The sequence below is a fragment of the Flagellimonas ochracea genome, assembly GCF_009903685.1.
GTDB lineage: Bacteria > Bacteroidota > Bacteroidia > Flavobacteriales > Flavobacteriaceae > Flagellimonas > Flagellimonas ochracea.
Genome location: NZ_JAAABI010000002.1, coordinates 846,395 through 862,841 on the forward strand (window position 1 = coordinate 846,395; position 16,447 = coordinate 862,841).

The window sequence follows — 16,447 nt, forward strand, 5'->3', positions numbered from 1 at the left end:
ATGGCAAAATCCAGTGGCCTACGCTATTTGATCAAAATGCTCTTATAGCGTTCCAGATTTTTAAGTGCTATTCCAGTTCCACGGACCACAGCCCTCAATGGATCTTCGGCAATATAAACCGGTAGATCGGTCTTTTGGGACAATCTTCGGTCCAATCCCCTTAGCATAGATCCGCCACCCGCCAAATAAATACCAGTGTTGTAAATATCGGCTGCAAGCTCTGGTGGAGTTTGGGACAACGTTTCCATTACCGCATCTTCCACCCTTAAGATACTTTTATCAAGTGCTTTGGCTATTTCACGATAAGAAACATGCACTTGTTTGGGTTTGCCCGTCAAAAGATCACGTCCTTGTATGGATTTATCATCTGGAGGCGATTTCAAATCCTCGGTAGCAGAACCAATTTCAATCTTAATGGCCTCCGCAGTGCTCTCACCTACATAAAGGTTGTGCTGGGTGCGCATGTAATAGATGATGTCATTGGTGAACACGTCTCCCGCAATTTTAACAGACTTGTCGCAAACAATACCTCCCAATGCAATTACTGCTATCTCGGTGGTACCGCCCCCTATGTCCACGATCATATTTCCCTTGGGCTGCATAATGTCCAGGCCAATACCAATTGCTGCTGCCATAGGCTCATGGATAAGGTACACTTCCTTCCCATTTACACGCTCTGCGGATTCACGGACGGCTCGCATTTCAACCTCGGTAATGCCCGATGGAATACAAATCACCATCCGTAATGCCGGTGGGAACCATTTTTTCTTTAAGGCCGGAATATTCTTGATGAACATATTGATCATCTTCTCCGAGGCATCAAAGTCTGCGATTACCCCATCTTTCAAAGGCCTAATGGTTTTTATGTTTTCATGGGTCTTCCCCTGCATCATATTAGCCTCTCTACCCACTGCAATAATTTTCCCGGATATACGGTCCCTCGCCACAATGGATGGGCTGTCCACAACCACTTTGTCCATGTGGATGATCAGGGTGTTTGCAGTTCCGAGGTCAATGGCTATTTCCTCGGTCATGAAATCAAAAAATCCCATAAAAACTTCAGTTTTTGGAGTTAGCGCAAAAATTATCGGCTAATGTACTAAAATTAATGCTTAAAATGTCTTGTGCCCGTCATTACCATAGCAATTCCATTTTCGTTGCAATAATCGATGCTCAATTGGTCCTTAATGGATCCACCAGGTTGGATTACACTTTTTATTCCTGCTTTGTGGGCAATCTCCACACAATCTGGAAAAGGGAAAAAAGCATCGCTGGCCATTACGGCACCTTCCAAATCAAAGTTAAAGGATTTGGCCTTATGGATGGCCTGGTTCAGAGCATCAACACGTGAGGTTTGTCCTGTGCCACTGGCACACAATTGTTTGTTCTTGGCCAGAACAATGGTATTGCTCTTGGTGTGTTTACACAATTTGGAGGCGAACAAAAGATCTTCAATTTCCGATGGGGACGGCTTTTTAGCAGTTACATTGTTCAAATCTTCCTTGGAATCGGTTTTAAAATCCTTGTCTTGCACCAAAATCCCGTTCAGGCAGGTTCGTACCAAAGTTTCGGGTAATGCAACATCATTTTGAACAAGGATAATGCGGTTCTTTTTTCCTTTGAGGACTTCTAGCGCTCCTTCTGAATAGCTCGGGGCAATGACTACTTCACAAAATAATTTGTGGATTTCCTCAGCGGTTTCCACATCTATTTCAATGTTGGAGATCAGTATACCACCAAAGGCTGAAACAGGATCACCTGCCAAGGCATCCAAATAAGCTTGTTTTATGGTAGCTCGAGTTGCCAAACCACAAGCATTGTTGTGTTTCAATATGGCAAAGGTAGGATTATCCTCCTTAAATTCTCCCATCAAATTGACCGCGGCATCCACATCCAAAAGATTGTTGTACGAAAGTTCCTTGCCATGAAGTTTGGTGAACATTGCATCAAAATCCCCGAAGAAAAATCCTCTTTGATGAGGATTTTCACCATAGCGCAGCACTTTTCCTTTGGTCTCACTGATTTTCAAAACGGTCTCGCCTTTATCTTTATTAAAATAATTGAAAATGGCCGTGTCGTAATGTGAGGAGACATTAAATGCCTTCGCTGCGAAACGCTTTCTGTCTTCCAAGGTAGTAGTGCCGTTTCCTTCGGAAATTACATTCAAGAAACTTTCATAATCTTCCATGGAGGATACACAGAGCACATCCTTGAAGTTTTTGGCAGCAGCCCTGATCAGGGAAATCCCTCCAATATCAATTTTTTCAATGATATCCTGTTCGGAAGCTCCAGTGGCCACTGTTTTTTCAAAAGGATAAAGATCTACTATTACGATGTCCAACTGTGGAATATTGAACTCATCCATTTGGGCCACGTCGCTTTCGTTGTCCTGTCTATTTAAAATACCACCAAACACTTTTGGGTGTAGTGTCTTGACCCGTCCTCCCAAAATGGAGGGGTAGCTGGTAACTTCCTCAACGGGTACAACTTCAATACCCAAATCCCGTATAAATTTTTCGGTCCCCCCAGTAGAATAGAGGGTGACTCCGAGTTCGTCCAATTTTTTTACAATGGGTTCAAGGCCGTCTTTGTGAAATACAGAAATTAATGCGGCTGAGGCTTTTTTGGCAATGTTCATTTGGTGTCTTAAAAATCAGGTTCTTAAGCACACAAAAGTAATTTTTTTGTCACTATTAAATAAGATGGGTTATCAACAAAATGGCATAAGTTTTACAGAATTTCGGCCACGTTGCTGTTGATGAACTCTAAAAAACGTTCATCTTCTTCGGTAAACGGGTCAGGGGTATTGGAATCGATGTCAATTTGTCCCACATTTTTGCCGTTTACGAACAATGGAACCACTATTTCGGACTTTACATTTATGCTGCACGCAATATAATTGTCTTGGGCAGCTACATCCGGGACCACAAAGTTTTTATTGCTCACAGCGACTTGCCCGCAGATGCCTTTTCCAAAAGGGATCACAGTATGGTCCGTGGGAGCACCGGCATAGGGTCCAAGTATCAATTCTTCTTTATCTCCATTCTTGAAGTAGAAGCCGACCCAATCGTAGTAAGTAATTTCATTGCGAAGTATCTCGCAGACGGTCTGCAGACGTTCATCTACCGAAATAGCATCGTTGTAGATAATTTGTTGGACCTGTTTTTGGAGGGGACTAAAATTTTTTGGCATTTGCAACCTATTATATTTTGGTTTGAATGATGTAAAAGTCTACAAATCTATTCAAAACTTACGGTTTGGTATTCCGAAATCAGCGTGCCATCATCCGCAACACCTTCCACGTAGACTTTGGCCCCTTCTTGTTTCAATGTGGGAACCACGAATTCGGCCTCACCACTTTCATCAACATTCAACTGGTTTTCCCAATGAAGTGTACCATAGGACTTGAATCTTTCGCTGGTTACAGATGCATACTGCGGGTTATAGAATTCTTTGGGTCTTTGAAAACCTTGGGTGGCCACAAATGATGCAAAACGTTCCTCTGGTTTTTCCCCAACGGCACTTCCATATTTTCGATAGATATAAATGACGGGCCTTTGTCCCATTTCAATGGGTTGATGGGTGTAATATATCTCGTCGATTCCTGCAGTATCCGAAGTTAAAAGATCATGAGGGAGGTTGAATATGTTTCTTGATGGATTGAATACTTGAATATCATCAACAATGACGACTGGAGGCCTGGCACCTCCTGGACCTTTGGCACCAGGTTTAGGCAATATAATCCCTTCCCCTAAAGGAGAAATTACTATCTGGTAACCTAAATTCTGAAGGACCAACTGCAAAGTAGGTCTTTTCTTTACTTCCTCCTCCGTGATCTTCAGGCCTTCAAAAATGGAATAGCTTATTGCTGCGGGTTTATGGACCAGTTTTTTCTCGATTTTTTCTTCAGTGACCGTCACCTCGTCAAGTGCGATTGTTCGGTCATTAACCAAAAAATATTGGCTCGATTGTAGAGATTCCTCTTCTTCATTTCCGATAGTGTCCATGGGCAGAGCATTTAAAAAAAGTGCTGAAAGCACAAGGTCCGAATCCTTGTAAGACGGGGTGATTTCCACGGTGATTTTGGGTTCTTCCGTTTTGTTCCGGCCATTGAGTAAAGTTGCATAAACCTCCTCACCCTTGTGAAGCACCATATTATCGACCTTAAAGTCTTTGTTATTGTCAATCTCGGCCTGATACATTTGGGGATGGCTTTTTTGGTATATCGCTAAAAATTTGTCCTTCTCCGGTTCAGCGTTCATTACTTTGCCTGCCAGTTGAAAACCATTTCCAACAGCGAATCTTTCCGTAGGTGGATAACCAAAGATATCGGACCAATCGTAACGGCCCCAGCCGAGGGTCAACAACATGTTGTCAAGCTCATACTTTTTTGTTCTGTCCAAGTTTCTCAGATATTTGGCAGCATTCCGCAATGGACTTTTCACGTAGGGTTGAATCAAGAAGGCCGAGAGTATGGACTGTTCGAGGGACATGGATTCGGTTTCTTCGGGCAATACCGAAACACTGAGTCTTGCTTTGGCCTGTGTTTTGGAAAACAAATTGATTTTCAGTCCTACGGAGTCTTTTTTTCCAAAATTGGCAATTTTCGAAACGGAAGCTTTTGTAGTGTTCAGGTTGGTCTCATTGAAAATCAATCGTTCTAAAATTGGATTGAGATCATGGTCAAAAACCGTGATAATGTTCATACCTTTCAACAACTTGTCCTTTGAGACCAAAATGGAATGTTCGCTATCATTGAACTGAAAAGCGTTCAGTATTAAAATACCATCTCGGTGTATAGCAACAAAATGGTCCTTTCCTTTGATGTTTTCCAATGTTTGTTCATTGGTCTTTAATAAGATGGCCACCTTGTCATCAAACAAATTGTTTACAGAAAGGGTTATGCCCTGGGGTTCGGCCTTTCCCAACTTCGTCAACATTTTTTCTCCATTTTCACCCTTTCCTCCCACATAATATTCTTGGTCCGATAATGGAATGAACTCGAACTTGCCAATTCCATCTTCATTGGTCTGTATGGACTGGACCAACACGGTGCCATCCTTGGAAAAAAGTCTGAGGCTCTTAAAATCGGAGTCTGGAAGGTCCAACAGTTTCAACCCGACCGTATTGACCGTATTGGCCAACAGATGGCCTCCTTCCGGCATCAATGCAATGTTGTTTTGAACTTCAGGAATCCCAGATTGAGATTGGGCGATGGGTTTTGTATAGGCCCCGACCAGTTTCAAGGGTGCTGTGAATGAATCGTCTTCCTTGAAGTTTTTCATCCATTGGGTTCTTGCCTTGAGGAAAATCCTTTCTCCCTCTATGGATTTGGGAAGTTCCATGTGGCCCGACCCTGTACCATTGATGACATTGACGAGAATGTCCTCTATCTTCTCTCCCTTTTCATTGAACAGCGCACAGAGTAAATTGGTGTTTGTGGCGTAAGGAACGTTCTCTGCTCTATTATACAGATAAGTGTTGAACCAGATGGTCTCACCGGGCAGGTATGCGGTCTTATTGGTATGGACAAATAGGGTTTCCCGGGGAAGCTCAAAATAGTTCTCGTAAGAGTCCAGGATTTGGTTCAATGAACTTTGCGCGAAGATGATGGAGGAGAGCAAAAGGGACAGAAGGAGTGGCAGCGGTCTTTTCATAGGATTTTTTTTACAAGATAACATTGGTAGGTTATTTTTTTTGTTTAAAAAGCGTTAAAAAAGGACTAAAACGGGTTGAACAACAACAACTTGACAAAAAATGAAATTCCCAATATTTGGTTAATACCATGTCGCACATAATCGATAAATTTTAACTTTACCCTTGTGAAACAGGGTTTTCATCATATCACATCCGTATTTTTAGCCATCATGCTGCTTCTTTCCACTGTTTCGTGGACTGTGGACAAACACCTATGTATGGGCAGGGTAATGGATGTTTCTTTCTTTATGGATGCCGAAGACTGTGGCATGGAAGCCGCAATGGATGCCATGAGTGATCAATTGACCCAAAACCAATGCTGTGATAATGAATCTTTCACGGTTACAGGACAAGACGACCTAAAGCTTACTTGGTTTGACCTTGATTTAGAGCACCGGATTTTCTTGATTGCCTTTTCACAAACGTATCTGGAATTATTTGTCCCACTCAAGGAACTTCCAGTTTCCAACGAAAAATATCCACCTCCCATCTTGGTCAAGGATATCCATGTCTTGGACCAGGTCTTCTTGATTTGATGTATTGAATTAATACAGGTAACCCGTCTCAATGTTGATTCGGGCTTGGACTTTTACACCAGTTTAATTTGATTCAATACAACATGAAGTACTTTTTATTACTACTTTTTTGGTTTCCAACCATCATTTTTGCCCAAGACGAAATCAAGGGCATGATTATGGAGGCCAATACCGAGAACAAACATATTGGGCTTGCCGGCGCGAATGTTTATTGGCAAGACTCCCCAATTGGAACTATAACAAAGGGGAATGGAACCTTCAGCATTCCTTATTCCGAGGAATATAACAAACTTATCATTAGTTATGTAGGGTTCCAGTCCGATACGTTGACCGTCGATGAACCCAAAATGATTCATCACTGGCTTCAGCCTTCCAATCAGTTGGATGAGGTGGTTGTGGAGCAAGAGCGGGAAGCGGTTCAAAAAACCATATTTTCTGCACAGAATGTAGTAACCATAAATAGCGCAGAGCTACTAAAAGCTGCTTGTTGCAACCTTTCGGAAAGTTTTGAGACCAACCCGGCCATTGACGTAAACTTCAACGATGCACTGACAGGCACCAAACAAATACAGATGTTGGGGCTTACCAGTCCATATTTGCTCATAACCCAGGAAAACATTCCCATGGTAAGAGGGGCGTCGCAGGCTTTTGGACTCACTTTCACGCCAGGAACTTGGGTAGAGAGTATACAGATTACCAAAGGGGCTGGAAGCGTGGTCAATGGTTATGAAAGCATATCTGGACAAATAAATACCGAATTACAAAAACCGTTTGCGGATGTTCCTGTTTTTGTAAATGGGTATGCCAATCTCAATGGTCGTTTGGAACTTAACACCCATTTAAACACCAAACTGTCTGATAAGTGGAGTACAGGGCTTTATCTGCATGGTAACAGAAGGGACATAGAGGTGGACAATAATGATGATGGTTTTTTGGATACCCCATTGGCCAATCAAATCAATGTGATGAACCGTTGGCAGTACCAAAACCCCGAAAAAGGATGGGTCAGTTTTTTCAACGTCCGTTTTTTGAATGATGAAAAACAAGTAGGCGAAACGGACTTTGATCCAGATACAGATCGGTTCACCACAAACGCATGGGGAAGTGAAATCGATACCCGTCGATTTGATGGTTCGCTGAAATTGGGATATGTGTTCCCAGAATTGCCGTTCCAGAGTTTTGGGTTCCAAGCTTCCTATAGCAACCATGCGCAGGACTCGTACTATGGATTCAACACCTACGATATCGACCACGAAAGCATCTACTCCAACTTGATTTTCAACTCCATTCTGGGCAATACCAAACATCAGTTCAAAACAGGGTTGACAGCTGCTTACGATGGTTACGATGAACTGGTCAATGGACAAACTTTTTCAAGGTCGGACCGCTCTGCAGGAGCTTTTTTTGAGTACAGTTATACCAATTTGGAAAAATTGAGCCTTACGGCTGGCCTCAGGTTCGATACTCATAATCGCTTGGGCAATTTTTTCACACCCAGGCTGCACGTTCGATATACCCCGTGGGAAAAGGGAAGTCTGAGGGGATCTTTCGGATTGGGTAGAAGAGCGGCCAATATTTTTGCTGAAAACCAAAGAATGTTCGCTTCTGCAAGAACCATTCAATTGGATGGCAACGGTGGCAACATTTACGGTTTTGATGCTGAAAAGGCAGTCAATTTTGGCTTTGGGTTTATCCAAAGATTTAGCTTATTCGAGCGATCAGGAGATTTTTCAATAGATTTTTATCGTACCGATTTTGAGAACCAAGTGGTGGTTGATTGGGAGAATCCCAGGGAAGTTCGGTTTTCCAATTTAGACGGCAAAAGTTTTGCCAATAGCCTTCAGGTTGAATTCAACCACGAAATTTTACCTAAAGTTGAGCTGAGAACAGCCTACAAGTACTATGATGTGAAAACAGATTTTCAGACAGGTTTGTTTCAAAAACCCTTGCAAGCAGAGCATCGATTTTTTGCCAATTTGGGATACAACACCTCGCCAAAAGAGAATGGTTCACAATGGCGATTTGACTATACGCTCAACATTTTGGGAGAACAGCGGTTACCCAATACGGATGCCAATCCAGTGGATTTTCAATTGGGAGATTTTGCTGACGGTTATTCGCTCATGAATGCTCAGGTTACCAAGGTGTTTTCCAATAAGTTCGAAGTATACATAGGCGGTGAGAATTTGACTAATTTTAGACAACCTAACCCTGTTTTAGGTGCAAATGACCCATTCGGAACAAATTTTGATACCACCATCGTATATGCCCCAATTTTTGGAAGAATGCTTTATATGGGCTTCAGATTTAAATCATAATTACAAATGCTAATTAATATGAAAACACAATTTTTACTACTGCTATGTCTGATGGTTTCTATTGGCAGTATAGCACAGGAAAAGAACAAAAAAATGACCTTTGAGGTCGATGGTAAGTGTGAAATGTGCAAGATGCGCATTGAAAAAGCTGCCCTTAACGTAAGTGGGGTGAAATATGCACTCTGGGACATTCCCACGCATCAATTGTCTCTAGTGGTCGATGAAAGAAAGACCAATCCGATGGCCATAAAAGTGGCGTTGGCCGAAGTGGGACACGACACCAAGGAGTTGAAGGCCACACAAGAGGCCTATGACAACGTTCATCCTTGCTGTAAGTATCGGGAGGATGACTCGGATGATAGTGACAACCACGAAATGAAACACTAGATGAAGCATTCCTACCAGATAACAGGTATGACTTGTCAAGGATGTGTAGCCTCGGTTCAGGAAAGTTTGCTAGAGGTTGATGGTGTACAACAGGTACAAGTGGATTTGGAAAAAGCAGAGGCTGAAATTGTAATGAAACAGCATGTACCTCTTCATATACTAAAATCTACTTTGCCAGATAAGTATGCCATAACAGAAAAAGGACACCATACCATGGAAACTGCTCCTCCAAAGGAAGAATCCAAATGGGTACAGTTGCGTCCGCTTTTCTTGATTTTTGCCTACTTGTTTGTCGCTTCTTTTTTGTTGAACTATAAAGATTGGGATTTAGCTGAGGCCATGCTGGATTTTATGGGGCTTTTCTACATTGTGTTCAGCTTTTTCAAACTCTTGGACTTGAAAGGCTTTCCCGATAGTTTCAGCATGTATGACCCATTGGCCAAGATAGTTCCCGCATATGGTTGGGTTTATCCCTTCATTGAATTGGGGTTGGGACTGTTGTTTTTGATGCGCATACAAATAGAATTTGCCTTGATTGCAACTATTGTTATTCTGGGAATCACCACATTTGGAGTTATCAAAACCCTTTTGGATAAGAAAAGTATCCGATGTGCATGTTTGGGAACGGCGCTCAATCTTCCGATGACGGAGGCCACCTTTATTGAAAATGCTATAATGCTGATCATGGCTGTTTGGATGTTGGCGATATAAAAAAAAACCGCACCCAAGGTGCGGTTTTCTATTATTCTTAGTAAAAAGATTTACATCATTCCGGGCATTCCGCCGCCGCCCATTGGAGGCATAGCAGGAGCATCTTCCTTAATATCGGTCAATGCACACTCGGTGGTCAAAATCATTCCCGCTACAGATGCGGCGTTTTCCAAAGCAATTCGCGTTACTTTCTTTGGATCAATGATTCCTGCTTTTAGCATGTCCACATATTTATCGGATTTGGCATCATATCCAAAATCTTTTTTGCCCTCCAATACTTTGGAAATAACTACGGAACCTTCACCACCTGCATTTTCCACGATGGTTCGCAAGGGTGATTCGATGGCCTTGGCCACTATTTGAACCCCAGTGGTTTCATCCAAAGATTCAGTTTCCAATTTTTCAAGGACCTTCTTGGCACGCACCAATGCAACACCACCACCGGCTACAATACCTTCTTCCACCGCAGCACGGGTAGCATGCAGGGCATCGTCCACACGATCCTTTTTCTCTTTCATTTCCACTTCAGAGGCAGCGCCCACGTACAATACGGCCACACCACCAGCCAATTTGGCCAAACGCTCCTGAAGTTTTTCCTTATCGTAATCGGAAGTAGTGGTTTCTATTTGTGATTTAATTTGATTTACTCGAGCCTTTATGTCGGAAGCTTTACCAGAACCGTTTACGATAGTGGTATTGTCCTTGTCAATGGTCACTGTTTCCGCGGTGCCCAGCATATCCAAAGAGGCATTTTCTAAAGAGAAACCTCTTTCTTCAGAAATTACAGTACCACCAGTCAAGATGGCGATATCTTCCAACATGGCTTTTCTTCTATCCCCAAAACCGGGGGCTTTTACGGCAGCTATTTTTAATCCACCTCGCAATTTGTTTACTACCAAGGTGGCCAAAGCTTGACCTTCAACGTCTTCGGCAATGATGAGCAAGGGTCTTCCAGATTGGGCCACAGGCTCAAGGATTGGAAGAATTTCTTGTAGGTTGGAGATTTTCTTGTCGAAAAGAAGAATGTATGGGTTCTCCAAGTCGGCAATCATCTTGTCGGTATCGGTCACAAAATAGGGAGAAAGGTAACCCCTATCGAACTGCATTCCTTCAACGACATCTACATAAGTATCTGTCCCTTTGGCTTCCTCCACAGTAATAACCCCTTCTCTGCCCACTTTGTCAAAGGCGGTTGAGATAAGGTCGCCAATGGTTTCATCATTATTCGAAGAAATAGCGGCCACTTGTTTGATTTTATCAGAATCGCTGCCCACTTTCTTGGCTTGTTTTTCCAAATCGGTAACTAAGGCGTCAACAGCTTTGTCAATCCCTCGTTTCAAATCCATAGGGTTGGCACCTGCTGCCACATTTTTTAATCCTTCTTTTACAATGGCTTGGGCCAAAACGGTTGCAGTTGTGGTACCGTCACCGGCTTGGTCATTGGTTTTGGAAGCAACTTCCTTGACCATTTGCGCACCCATATCTTCTAGGGCATCTTCCAATTCAATTTCTTTTGCGACAGTAACTCCATCCTTGGTCACTTGGGGAGCGCCAAACGATTTGCTAATAATCACGTTTCGTCCTTTGGGACCTAGGGTAACCTTTACGGCCTCGGCCAGTTTGTCAACACCTTTTTTAAGGCCGTCGCGTGCTTCTATATCGAACTTAATATCTTTTGCCATTTTCTAGTTAATTTTTTAAATTAAACAATTGCTAAAATGTCGCTTTCGCGCATAATCAAATAATCCACACCGTCCAGTTTCAATTCGGTACCTGCATACTTTCCATATAGGACCATATCGCCCACTTTTACGGTAATAGGTTCGTCCTTGGTGCCAGGACCTACTGCGACAACTTTTCCTTTTTGGGGTTTTTCCTTTGCAGTATCCGGAATTATTATACCTGACGCTGTTTTGGTTTCGGCCGCTGCAGGTTCTACAAGAACCCTGTCAGCCAATGGTTTGATATTTACTTTAGCCATATTTGTTAATTTTTAGGTATTTGTTTTAAAATTCTCCATTCATTGTGGCAGAAATTATGCCATTGCCCAAAAACTGACATTATGGAAAACAAAAATGCCAGCTTGTCATTCAAACTGGCATTGTATATATTTTCTACTCACTGTTTCAGTTAATGGTGTCGGCCGGATTTGTTCCGTTATCTGTAGGAGGAAGTTGTTCTGGTACTTCCTCAGGCAAGGACTCGGGTATCGAGGTTTCCGTATCATCTCCTTGAAGCAATTTGGAGTCCGCTTGACTGTAGCTTCCTTTCAAGGAAACGTTGGACAATAGAATCAATACAATCAAAAGCGTTGCCAAGGTCCATGTACTTTTATCCAAAAAGTCGCCCGTTTTCTTGACACCGCCAACAATCTGATTTCCACCACCACCAAAGGAAGAGGAAAGTCCACCACCTTTAGGGTTTTGGACCATGATGACCAAAACCAACAATAGACAGACTATAATGATCAGGATTAAAAAAATGGTAAATGTGCTCATTGCTCAGTTAATCTTTTTCGTTCTGCAGCTTTTTCACCGCCCGAATTTGGTCTGCAAAGAAACCACTTTTTTCTGGATATTTCAAACGTAATATTTTAAAGGCTTGGATGGCTTTTTTGTACTTTTTTTGCTCCAAATAAACCTTCGCCAAAGTCTCTGTCATCAGCTCGTTTGTGTCGATTGTGGTTGACTCCTTTATGTTGACCTGTACCTTTATATTTTCCTTGGGTACAATTTTGGGATTGTTTTCAATAAACTTGTCAAGCAGGTCAAACTTCTGCTTTTTATGGAGATTATCGGTAGCTGTGCTTTCAGATGGCGGTGTTTTTTTCGTTTTGGTAAGTTGCAACCATTCGGTAAAGGAGTGCTTCTCTTTTTTCGTAAATGGAAGGGGTTTTCCCAGTTGCAGGTCTTCTGAAGGATTGTTTTTTTTGTCAGCTCGAGATTGTCCAGCAGTTGAATCGGGTGTTTTGGATTTTTTTGAACCGAAGAGTTTGGGGTCTAGTATTTTTTCGGCGTCATGGATATTCTGGGGAAGTGCCTCCCCGGATCCTCCCTGAATTGTAACTGTTTCTGGATTGGGTTCGATTTCCTCGGAGACCGCATTTTGGTCCTCCAATTTACTGGTTCTCCCCGAAATGGTATCGGCAATGCTGTTTTGCAAGAACTCTTTGGAGGTGATATAATCGAAAAGAACGTCACGATCGGTGGTATGGGCAGCAGTAAGTTTTAGGGCATTGTTGTATTTGTAGCTATCCAGATTTTTAAGGCCTTTTAAGTGCAAGGCCCGGGCCGCTTGAAAATAGGGGTATTCTTCCAAAATATCTTCTAGCTCCCTGGTCTGTTGCGGGGAAAGGATTGTATTTGATTTATGAAGAAGATGTAAAAAATCCGATACGTTCATTGAGCTACCAGTTTCCGAGTGATGCATTAAAGATATCTTGGGTTAAACGTTCAAAAATCTCTTCATGGGCCTGAGCCTGAATAGAGGTCAACGAAGCGGCAGCGTCAAAATCAAAAAAGAAGGAGAAACGACGTTCAAAATCGGCGTCATCCTTGGTGTTGTTGAAAAAGCGAACGTTAACACTCATGGTAAGTCGGTTTTGGTTCGTCCGCTGGTCTGCTGTTGCGGTCATGGGCACAACCTTGTATTCCACAATTTCACCTTCGTACAACAAATCCCCATTACTGCCTGTGAGCGATAAGCTGGTAAGATTGTTTATGAGGTCTTGGAGTGCCAAAGTAAAGTCACGGTCCAATCCGGGTACAATTGTTGATCCAGGTGTCTGATCCGCATAATTCTGGAAAAAGTTCACCTGAAAGGTTTGAGCGGTTCCTATGTCCGCTCCTGAAAAATTATACGCTCCGCAGCCGTACAATGAAAGAATCAATCCCAGCAATCCAATTTTAAAGCCCTTTGTTTTTGTCAATGTCATGTTCATTGGATAACCCCCTTTGTTATAGATCGTATTGCTTTATTTTTCGATACAAAGTCCGTTCGGAAATGCCCAATTCTCCTGCTGCGGCCTTTCGTTTACCACGGTTACGTTCAAGCGCTTTTTTTATTAGTTCTATTTCCTTCTCCTGTAAAGATAGGGTTTCTTCTTCTTGGATTTCTTCAGCAAAATGGTAACGGTCTTCTTGGGTTTGAGGTATAGGAGTGGCTTCTGTTGTTTCAACTATGGGTTGCGGTAAATGCAATACTTTAGCCTCGCTACTTTCGGTAGATGCATTTTCTTTGTTCCCATATATTTTACGAATCAAGGTTTCATTCTCTTCCTGCACTTTTTCTGAATCGTCATGCTTCAACAATTCCAAAGTAAGTTTTTTGAGGTCGTTGAGGTCACCTTTCATGTCAAAAAGTACCTTATAGAGAATTTCCCGTTCGTTGCTGAAATCACTTTCCTTTTTGGACTGATTCACCACAGCGGGGAGATTGGAATCGCCAGCTTGTGGTAAATAACCGTTCAAAGTTACTGCGGAAATACTCCTGTCTTCCTCCAATACAGAAATTTGTTCTGCTATGTTCCGCAGCTGTCGTATGTTTCCGGGCCAACGGTATTTTTGCAACAATTGAATTGCGCCCTCTTCCAATCGAATGGTGGGCATTTTATATTTCTGCCCAAAATCCGAGGCAAATTTTCTAAAGAGTAAGTGAATGTCGTCCCTTCTTTCCCGTAGGGGAGGGAGGTGTATTTCCACGGTGCTCAACCTATAATAGAGGTCTTCCCTGAACTTCTCTTTTTTAATGGCTTCAAACATATTGATGTTGGTGGCCGCCACAATGCGCACATCTGTTTTTTGTACCTGAGAGGATCCAACTTTTAAGAACTCGCCATTTTCCAAAACACGCAGCAATCTCACCTGTGTGGTCAAGGGCAGTTCTCCTACCTCATCCAAAAAAATGGTGCCGCCGTCGGCCACTTCAAAATAACCGCTTCGGGTTTGGGTCGCTCCCGTAAATGCTCCTTTTTCGTGTCCAAAAAGTTCACTATCTATTGTCCCTTCTGGTATGGCCCCGCAGTTTACCGCAATGTATTTAGCGTGTTTTCTATGGGAAAGGGAATGAATTATTTTGGGAATAGCCTCTTTACCAACCCCACTTTCTCCGGTTACGAGAACTGAAATATCGGTCGGAGCCACCTGTATGGCCTTTTCCAGGGCTCGGTTAAGCTTTACATCGTTGCCGATTAGCTCGAATCGTTGTTTTATGGATTGAACACTTTCCATTTTTTGTCATTCCTGTGTAGGCAGGAATCTTTTATGTTTTTAAATAATGGATTCCGCACCCGATGCGGAATGAAATCTATTACTAATTATTTTCACTTAATCCAACCGCTTCGCCAATCAATGTGGCGGAGGTACAATCATTTATTTTCACGTTGACGAAATCACCGACCTTGTAGTTTTCCTTTGGAAAGACCACTACGGTATTTTGGGAATTACGACCCATCCAATGAGAATCCGATTTTTTTGAAGGTCCTTCTATAAGCACTTCTTCAATTTTGCCAACATGCTGTTGGGTGCGATACAATCCATGTTGTTGTTGCAAGGCAATAATTTCGCGCAAGCGCCTTTTTTTGGTTTCTTCGGAAACATCATCCTCCAATTTTCGGGCCGCCGAAGTACCCGGTCTTTCGGAATAGGCAAACATGAACCCAAAATCGTATTTCACATATTCCATGAGACTTAAAGTATCTTGATGGTCCTCCTCGGTTTCCGTTGGGAACCCGGCAATCATATCTTGGCTAATGGCGCAATCTGGAATTATTTTGCGGATATTGTCGATAAGCTCAAAATATTCCTCACGGGTGTGCAAGCGATTCATAGCCATTAGAATTCTGTTGCTCCCACTTTGGACCGGAAGATGGATATAGTTACAGATGTTCTCATATTTGGCCATGGTCTCAATCACGTCCAAGGTCATATCCTGAGGATTGGAAGTTGAAAACCGAATACGCATTTTGGGTTGGGCTTGGGCCACCAGTTCCAATAGTTTGGCAAAATTTACCGAAGTAGCCTTTTGCATTTCGGAAGCCTTGTCAAAATCCTTTTTTAAACCACCGCCATACCATAAGTAGCTATCCACGTTTTGTCCCAAAAGGGTGATTTCTTTAAAACCTTTGTCCCACAGATCGTTTACTTCTTCCAAGATAGATTGCGGGTCACGGCTGCGTTCCCTACCACGTGTAAAAGGAACCACACAAAAAGTGCACATGTTGTCACAGCCCCTGGTAATGGAGACAAATGCGGTAACCCCGTTAGAGTTCAAACGTACTGGAGCAACATCCCCATAGGTCTCATCTTTAGAGAGAATAACGTTGACGGCATTGCGACCCTCATCAATTTCCTGAATCAAATTCGGAAGGTCTTTATAGGCATCAGGTCCCACTACCATGTCCACAATTTTCTCCTCTTCGAGGAACTTGCTTTTCAAACGCTCTGCCATGCAACCAAGCACCCCAACCTTCATTCCTGGATTGGTCCGTTTCACGGCATTGAATTTCTCAAGTCTTTTACGTACCGTCTGTTCTGCTTTTTCCCGAATGGAACATGTGTTGACCAATACCAAATCGGCTTCGGCCAATTCTTGGGTCGTGTTGAAACCTTCTTTGGCCAAAATGGAAGCCACGATTTCGCTATCGGAAAAGTTCATCTGACAGCCATAGCTTTCAATATACAGTTTGCGGGTGTTCTTTTCGCTGTGCTCCATGGCCAATGTGCTCCCCTGTTGGCTTTCGTCTATAATTTTCTCTACTCTTTCTTCCTTTATCATTTTAGCGGTAATGGGGTGCAAAGA

At 42.7% G+C, this 16,447-nt stretch carries 15 protein-coding genes; 4 read left to right on the forward strand and 11 right to left on the reverse strand.

Translation table 11 applies throughout. From position 1 onward, the window contains the following. Positions 1-23 precede the first annotated feature (23 nt). From GTQ34_RS09460 to GTQ34_RS09475, 4 genes are all read right to left on the reverse strand, one after another. Positions 24-1,052 carry a rod shape-determining protein gene (locus tag GTQ34_RS09460; RefSeq protein ID WP_166523527.1) on the reverse strand — a complete coding sequence of 343 codons (1,029 nt, stop codon included), beginning with the start codon at positions 1,050-1,052 and terminating at the stop codon, positions 24-26. A 53-nt stretch (positions 1,053-1,105) separates the two neighbouring features. Further along, positions 1,106-2,638, reverse strand: coding sequence for a bifunctional phosphoribosylaminoimidazolecarboxamide formyltransferase/IMP cyclohydrolase (gene purH / locus GTQ34_RS09465; RefSeq protein WP_166523528.1), 1,533 nt, complete (start codon positions 2,636-2,638; stop codon positions 1,106-1,108). A gap of 92 nt (positions 2,639-2,730) precedes the next feature. Continuing rightward, on the reverse strand, positions 2,731-3,192 hold the full coding sequence (locus GTQ34_RS09470; RefSeq protein WP_166523529.1) for a GAF domain-containing protein: 462 nt from the start codon (positions 3,190-3,192) through the stop codon (positions 2,731-2,733). Positions 3,193-3,239: 47 nt separating this feature from the next. Next, positions 3,240-5,657 (reverse strand): hypothetical protein, encoded by a 2,418-nt coding sequence (locus GTQ34_RS09475; protein ID WP_166523530.1) that lies wholly within the window; start codon positions 5,655-5,657, stop codon positions 3,240-3,242. Positions 5,658-5,822: 165 nt separating this feature from the next. Here GTQ34_RS09475 and GTQ34_RS09480 point away from each other — a divergent pair, with 165 nt between their 5' ends. From GTQ34_RS09480 to GTQ34_RS09495, 4 genes are all read left to right on the forward strand, one after another. Further along, positions 5,823-6,233 (forward strand): HYC_CC_PP family protein, encoded by a 411-nt coding sequence (locus GTQ34_RS09480; protein WP_313790416.1) that lies wholly within the window; start codon positions 5,823-5,825, stop codon positions 6,231-6,233. An 83-nt stretch (positions 6,234-6,316) separates the two neighbouring features. Next, positions 6,317-8,551, forward strand: a complete 2,235-nt coding sequence (locus GTQ34_RS09485) for a TonB-dependent receptor (RefSeq protein ID WP_235915002.1) — start codon at positions 6,317-6,319, stop codon at positions 8,549-8,551. A gap of 18 nt (positions 8,552-8,569) precedes the next feature. Continuing rightward, positions 8,570-8,938 carry a heavy-metal-associated domain-containing protein gene (locus tag GTQ34_RS09490; RefSeq protein ID WP_166523531.1) on the forward strand — a complete coding sequence of 123 codons (369 nt, stop codon included), beginning with the start codon at positions 8,570-8,572 and terminating at the stop codon, positions 8,936-8,938. After that, complete coding sequence (locus GTQ34_RS09495; protein ID WP_166523532.1) at positions 8,939-9,649, forward strand: heavy metal translocating P-type ATPase; 711 nt, start codon at positions 8,939-8,941, stop codon at positions 9,647-9,649. A 50-nt stretch (positions 9,650-9,699) separates the two neighbouring features. On the opposite strand, the gene groL is transcribed toward GTQ34_RS09495, so the two are convergent. The 7 genes from groL to miaB all read right to left on the reverse strand — a co-directional run bounded on the left by groL (position 9,700) and on the right by miaB (position 16,423). Further along, positions 9,700-11,331 carry a chaperonin GroEL gene (groL, locus tag GTQ34_RS09500; RefSeq protein ID WP_166523533.1) on the reverse strand — a complete coding sequence of 544 codons (1,632 nt, stop codon included), beginning with the start codon at positions 11,329-11,331 and terminating at the stop codon, positions 9,700-9,702. A 20-nt stretch (positions 11,332-11,351) separates the two neighbouring features. After that, the gene (locus tag GTQ34_RS09505; RefSeq protein ID WP_166523534.1) at positions 11,352-11,630 is read right to left on the reverse strand and encodes a co-chaperone GroES; all 279 of its coding nucleotides are present in this window, start codon (positions 11,628-11,630) and stop codon (positions 11,352-11,354) included. 145 nt (positions 11,631-11,775) lie between these two features. Then, positions 11,776-12,147 carry a preprotein translocase subunit SecG gene (gene secG, locus GTQ34_RS09510; RefSeq protein WP_166523535.1) on the reverse strand — a complete coding sequence of 124 codons (372 nt, stop codon included), beginning with the start codon at positions 12,145-12,147 and terminating at the stop codon, positions 11,776-11,778. 7 nt (positions 12,148-12,154) lie between these two features. Next, positions 12,155-13,051 carry a hypothetical protein gene (locus GTQ34_RS09515; RefSeq protein WP_166523536.1) on the reverse strand — a complete coding sequence of 299 codons (897 nt, stop codon included), beginning with the start codon at positions 13,049-13,051 and terminating at the stop codon, positions 12,155-12,157. A 4-nt stretch (positions 13,052-13,055) separates the two neighbouring features. Beyond that, entirely contained in the window at positions 13,056-13,583 is a 528-nt protein-coding gene (locus GTQ34_RS09520; protein ID WP_166523537.1) for an LptE family protein, read from the reverse strand. A gap of 22 nt (positions 13,584-13,605) precedes the next feature. Further along, positions 13,606-14,877 carry a sigma-54 interaction domain-containing protein gene (locus GTQ34_RS09525; protein WP_166523538.1) on the reverse strand — a complete coding sequence of 424 codons (1,272 nt, stop codon included), beginning with the start codon at positions 14,875-14,877 and terminating at the stop codon, positions 13,606-13,608. An 82-nt stretch (positions 14,878-14,959) separates the two neighbouring features. Next, on the reverse strand, positions 14,960-16,423 hold the full coding sequence (miaB, locus tag GTQ34_RS09530) for a tRNA (N6-isopentenyl adenosine(37)-C2)-methylthiotransferase MiaB (RefSeq protein WP_166523539.1): 1,464 nt from the start codon (positions 16,421-16,423) through the stop codon (positions 14,960-14,962). Positions 16,424-16,447: the final 24 nt, after the last annotated feature.

Coding starts and splice junctions, on each gene's coding strand:
- GTQ34_RS09460 (WP_166523527.1), bottom strand. CDS start 1,052: ATGGGATTTTTTGATTTCATGACCGAGGAAATAGCCATTGACCTCGGA.
- purH (WP_166523528.1), bottom strand. CDS start 2,638: ATGAACATTGCCAAAAAAGCCTCAGCCGCATTAATTTCTGTATTTCAC.
- GTQ34_RS09470 (WP_166523529.1), bottom strand. CDS start 3,192: ATGCCAAAAAATTTTAGTCCCCTCCAAAAACAGGTCCAACAAATTATC.
- GTQ34_RS09475 (WP_166523530.1), bottom strand. CDS start 5,657: ATGAAAAGACCGCTGCCACTCCTTCTGTCCCTTTTGCTCTCCTCCATC.
- GTQ34_RS09485 (WP_235915002.1), top strand. CDS start 6,317: ATGAAGTACTTTTTATTACTACTTTTTTGGTTTCCAACCATCATTTTT.
- GTQ34_RS09490 (WP_166523531.1), top strand. CDS start 8,570: ATGAAAACACAATTTTTACTACTGCTATGTCTGATGGTTTCTATTGGC.
- GTQ34_RS09495 (WP_166523532.1), top strand. CDS start 8,939: ATGAAGCATTCCTACCAGATAACAGGTATGACTTGTCAAGGATGTGTA.
- groL (WP_166523533.1), bottom strand. CDS start 11,331: ATGGCAAAAGATATTAAGTTCGATATAGAAGCACGCGACGGCCTTAAA.
- GTQ34_RS09505 (WP_166523534.1), bottom strand. CDS start 11,630: ATGGCTAAAGTAAATATCAAACCATTGGCTGACAGGGTTCTTGTAGAA.
- secG (WP_166523535.1), bottom strand. CDS start 12,147: ATGAGCACATTTACCATTTTTTTAATCCTGATCATTATAGTCTGTCTA.
- GTQ34_RS09515 (WP_166523536.1), bottom strand. CDS start 13,051: ATGAACGTATCGGATTTTTTACATCTTCTTCATAAATCAAATACAATC.
- GTQ34_RS09520 (WP_166523537.1), bottom strand. CDS start 13,583: ATGACATTGACAAAAACAAAGGGCTTTAAAATTGGATTGCTGGGATTG.
- GTQ34_RS09525 (WP_166523538.1), bottom strand. CDS start 14,877: ATGGAAAGTGTTCAATCCATAAAACAACGATTCGAGCTAATCGGCAAC.
- miaB (WP_166523539.1), bottom strand. CDS start 16,423: ATGATAAAGGAAGAAAGAGTAGAGAAAATTATAGACGAAAGCCAACAG.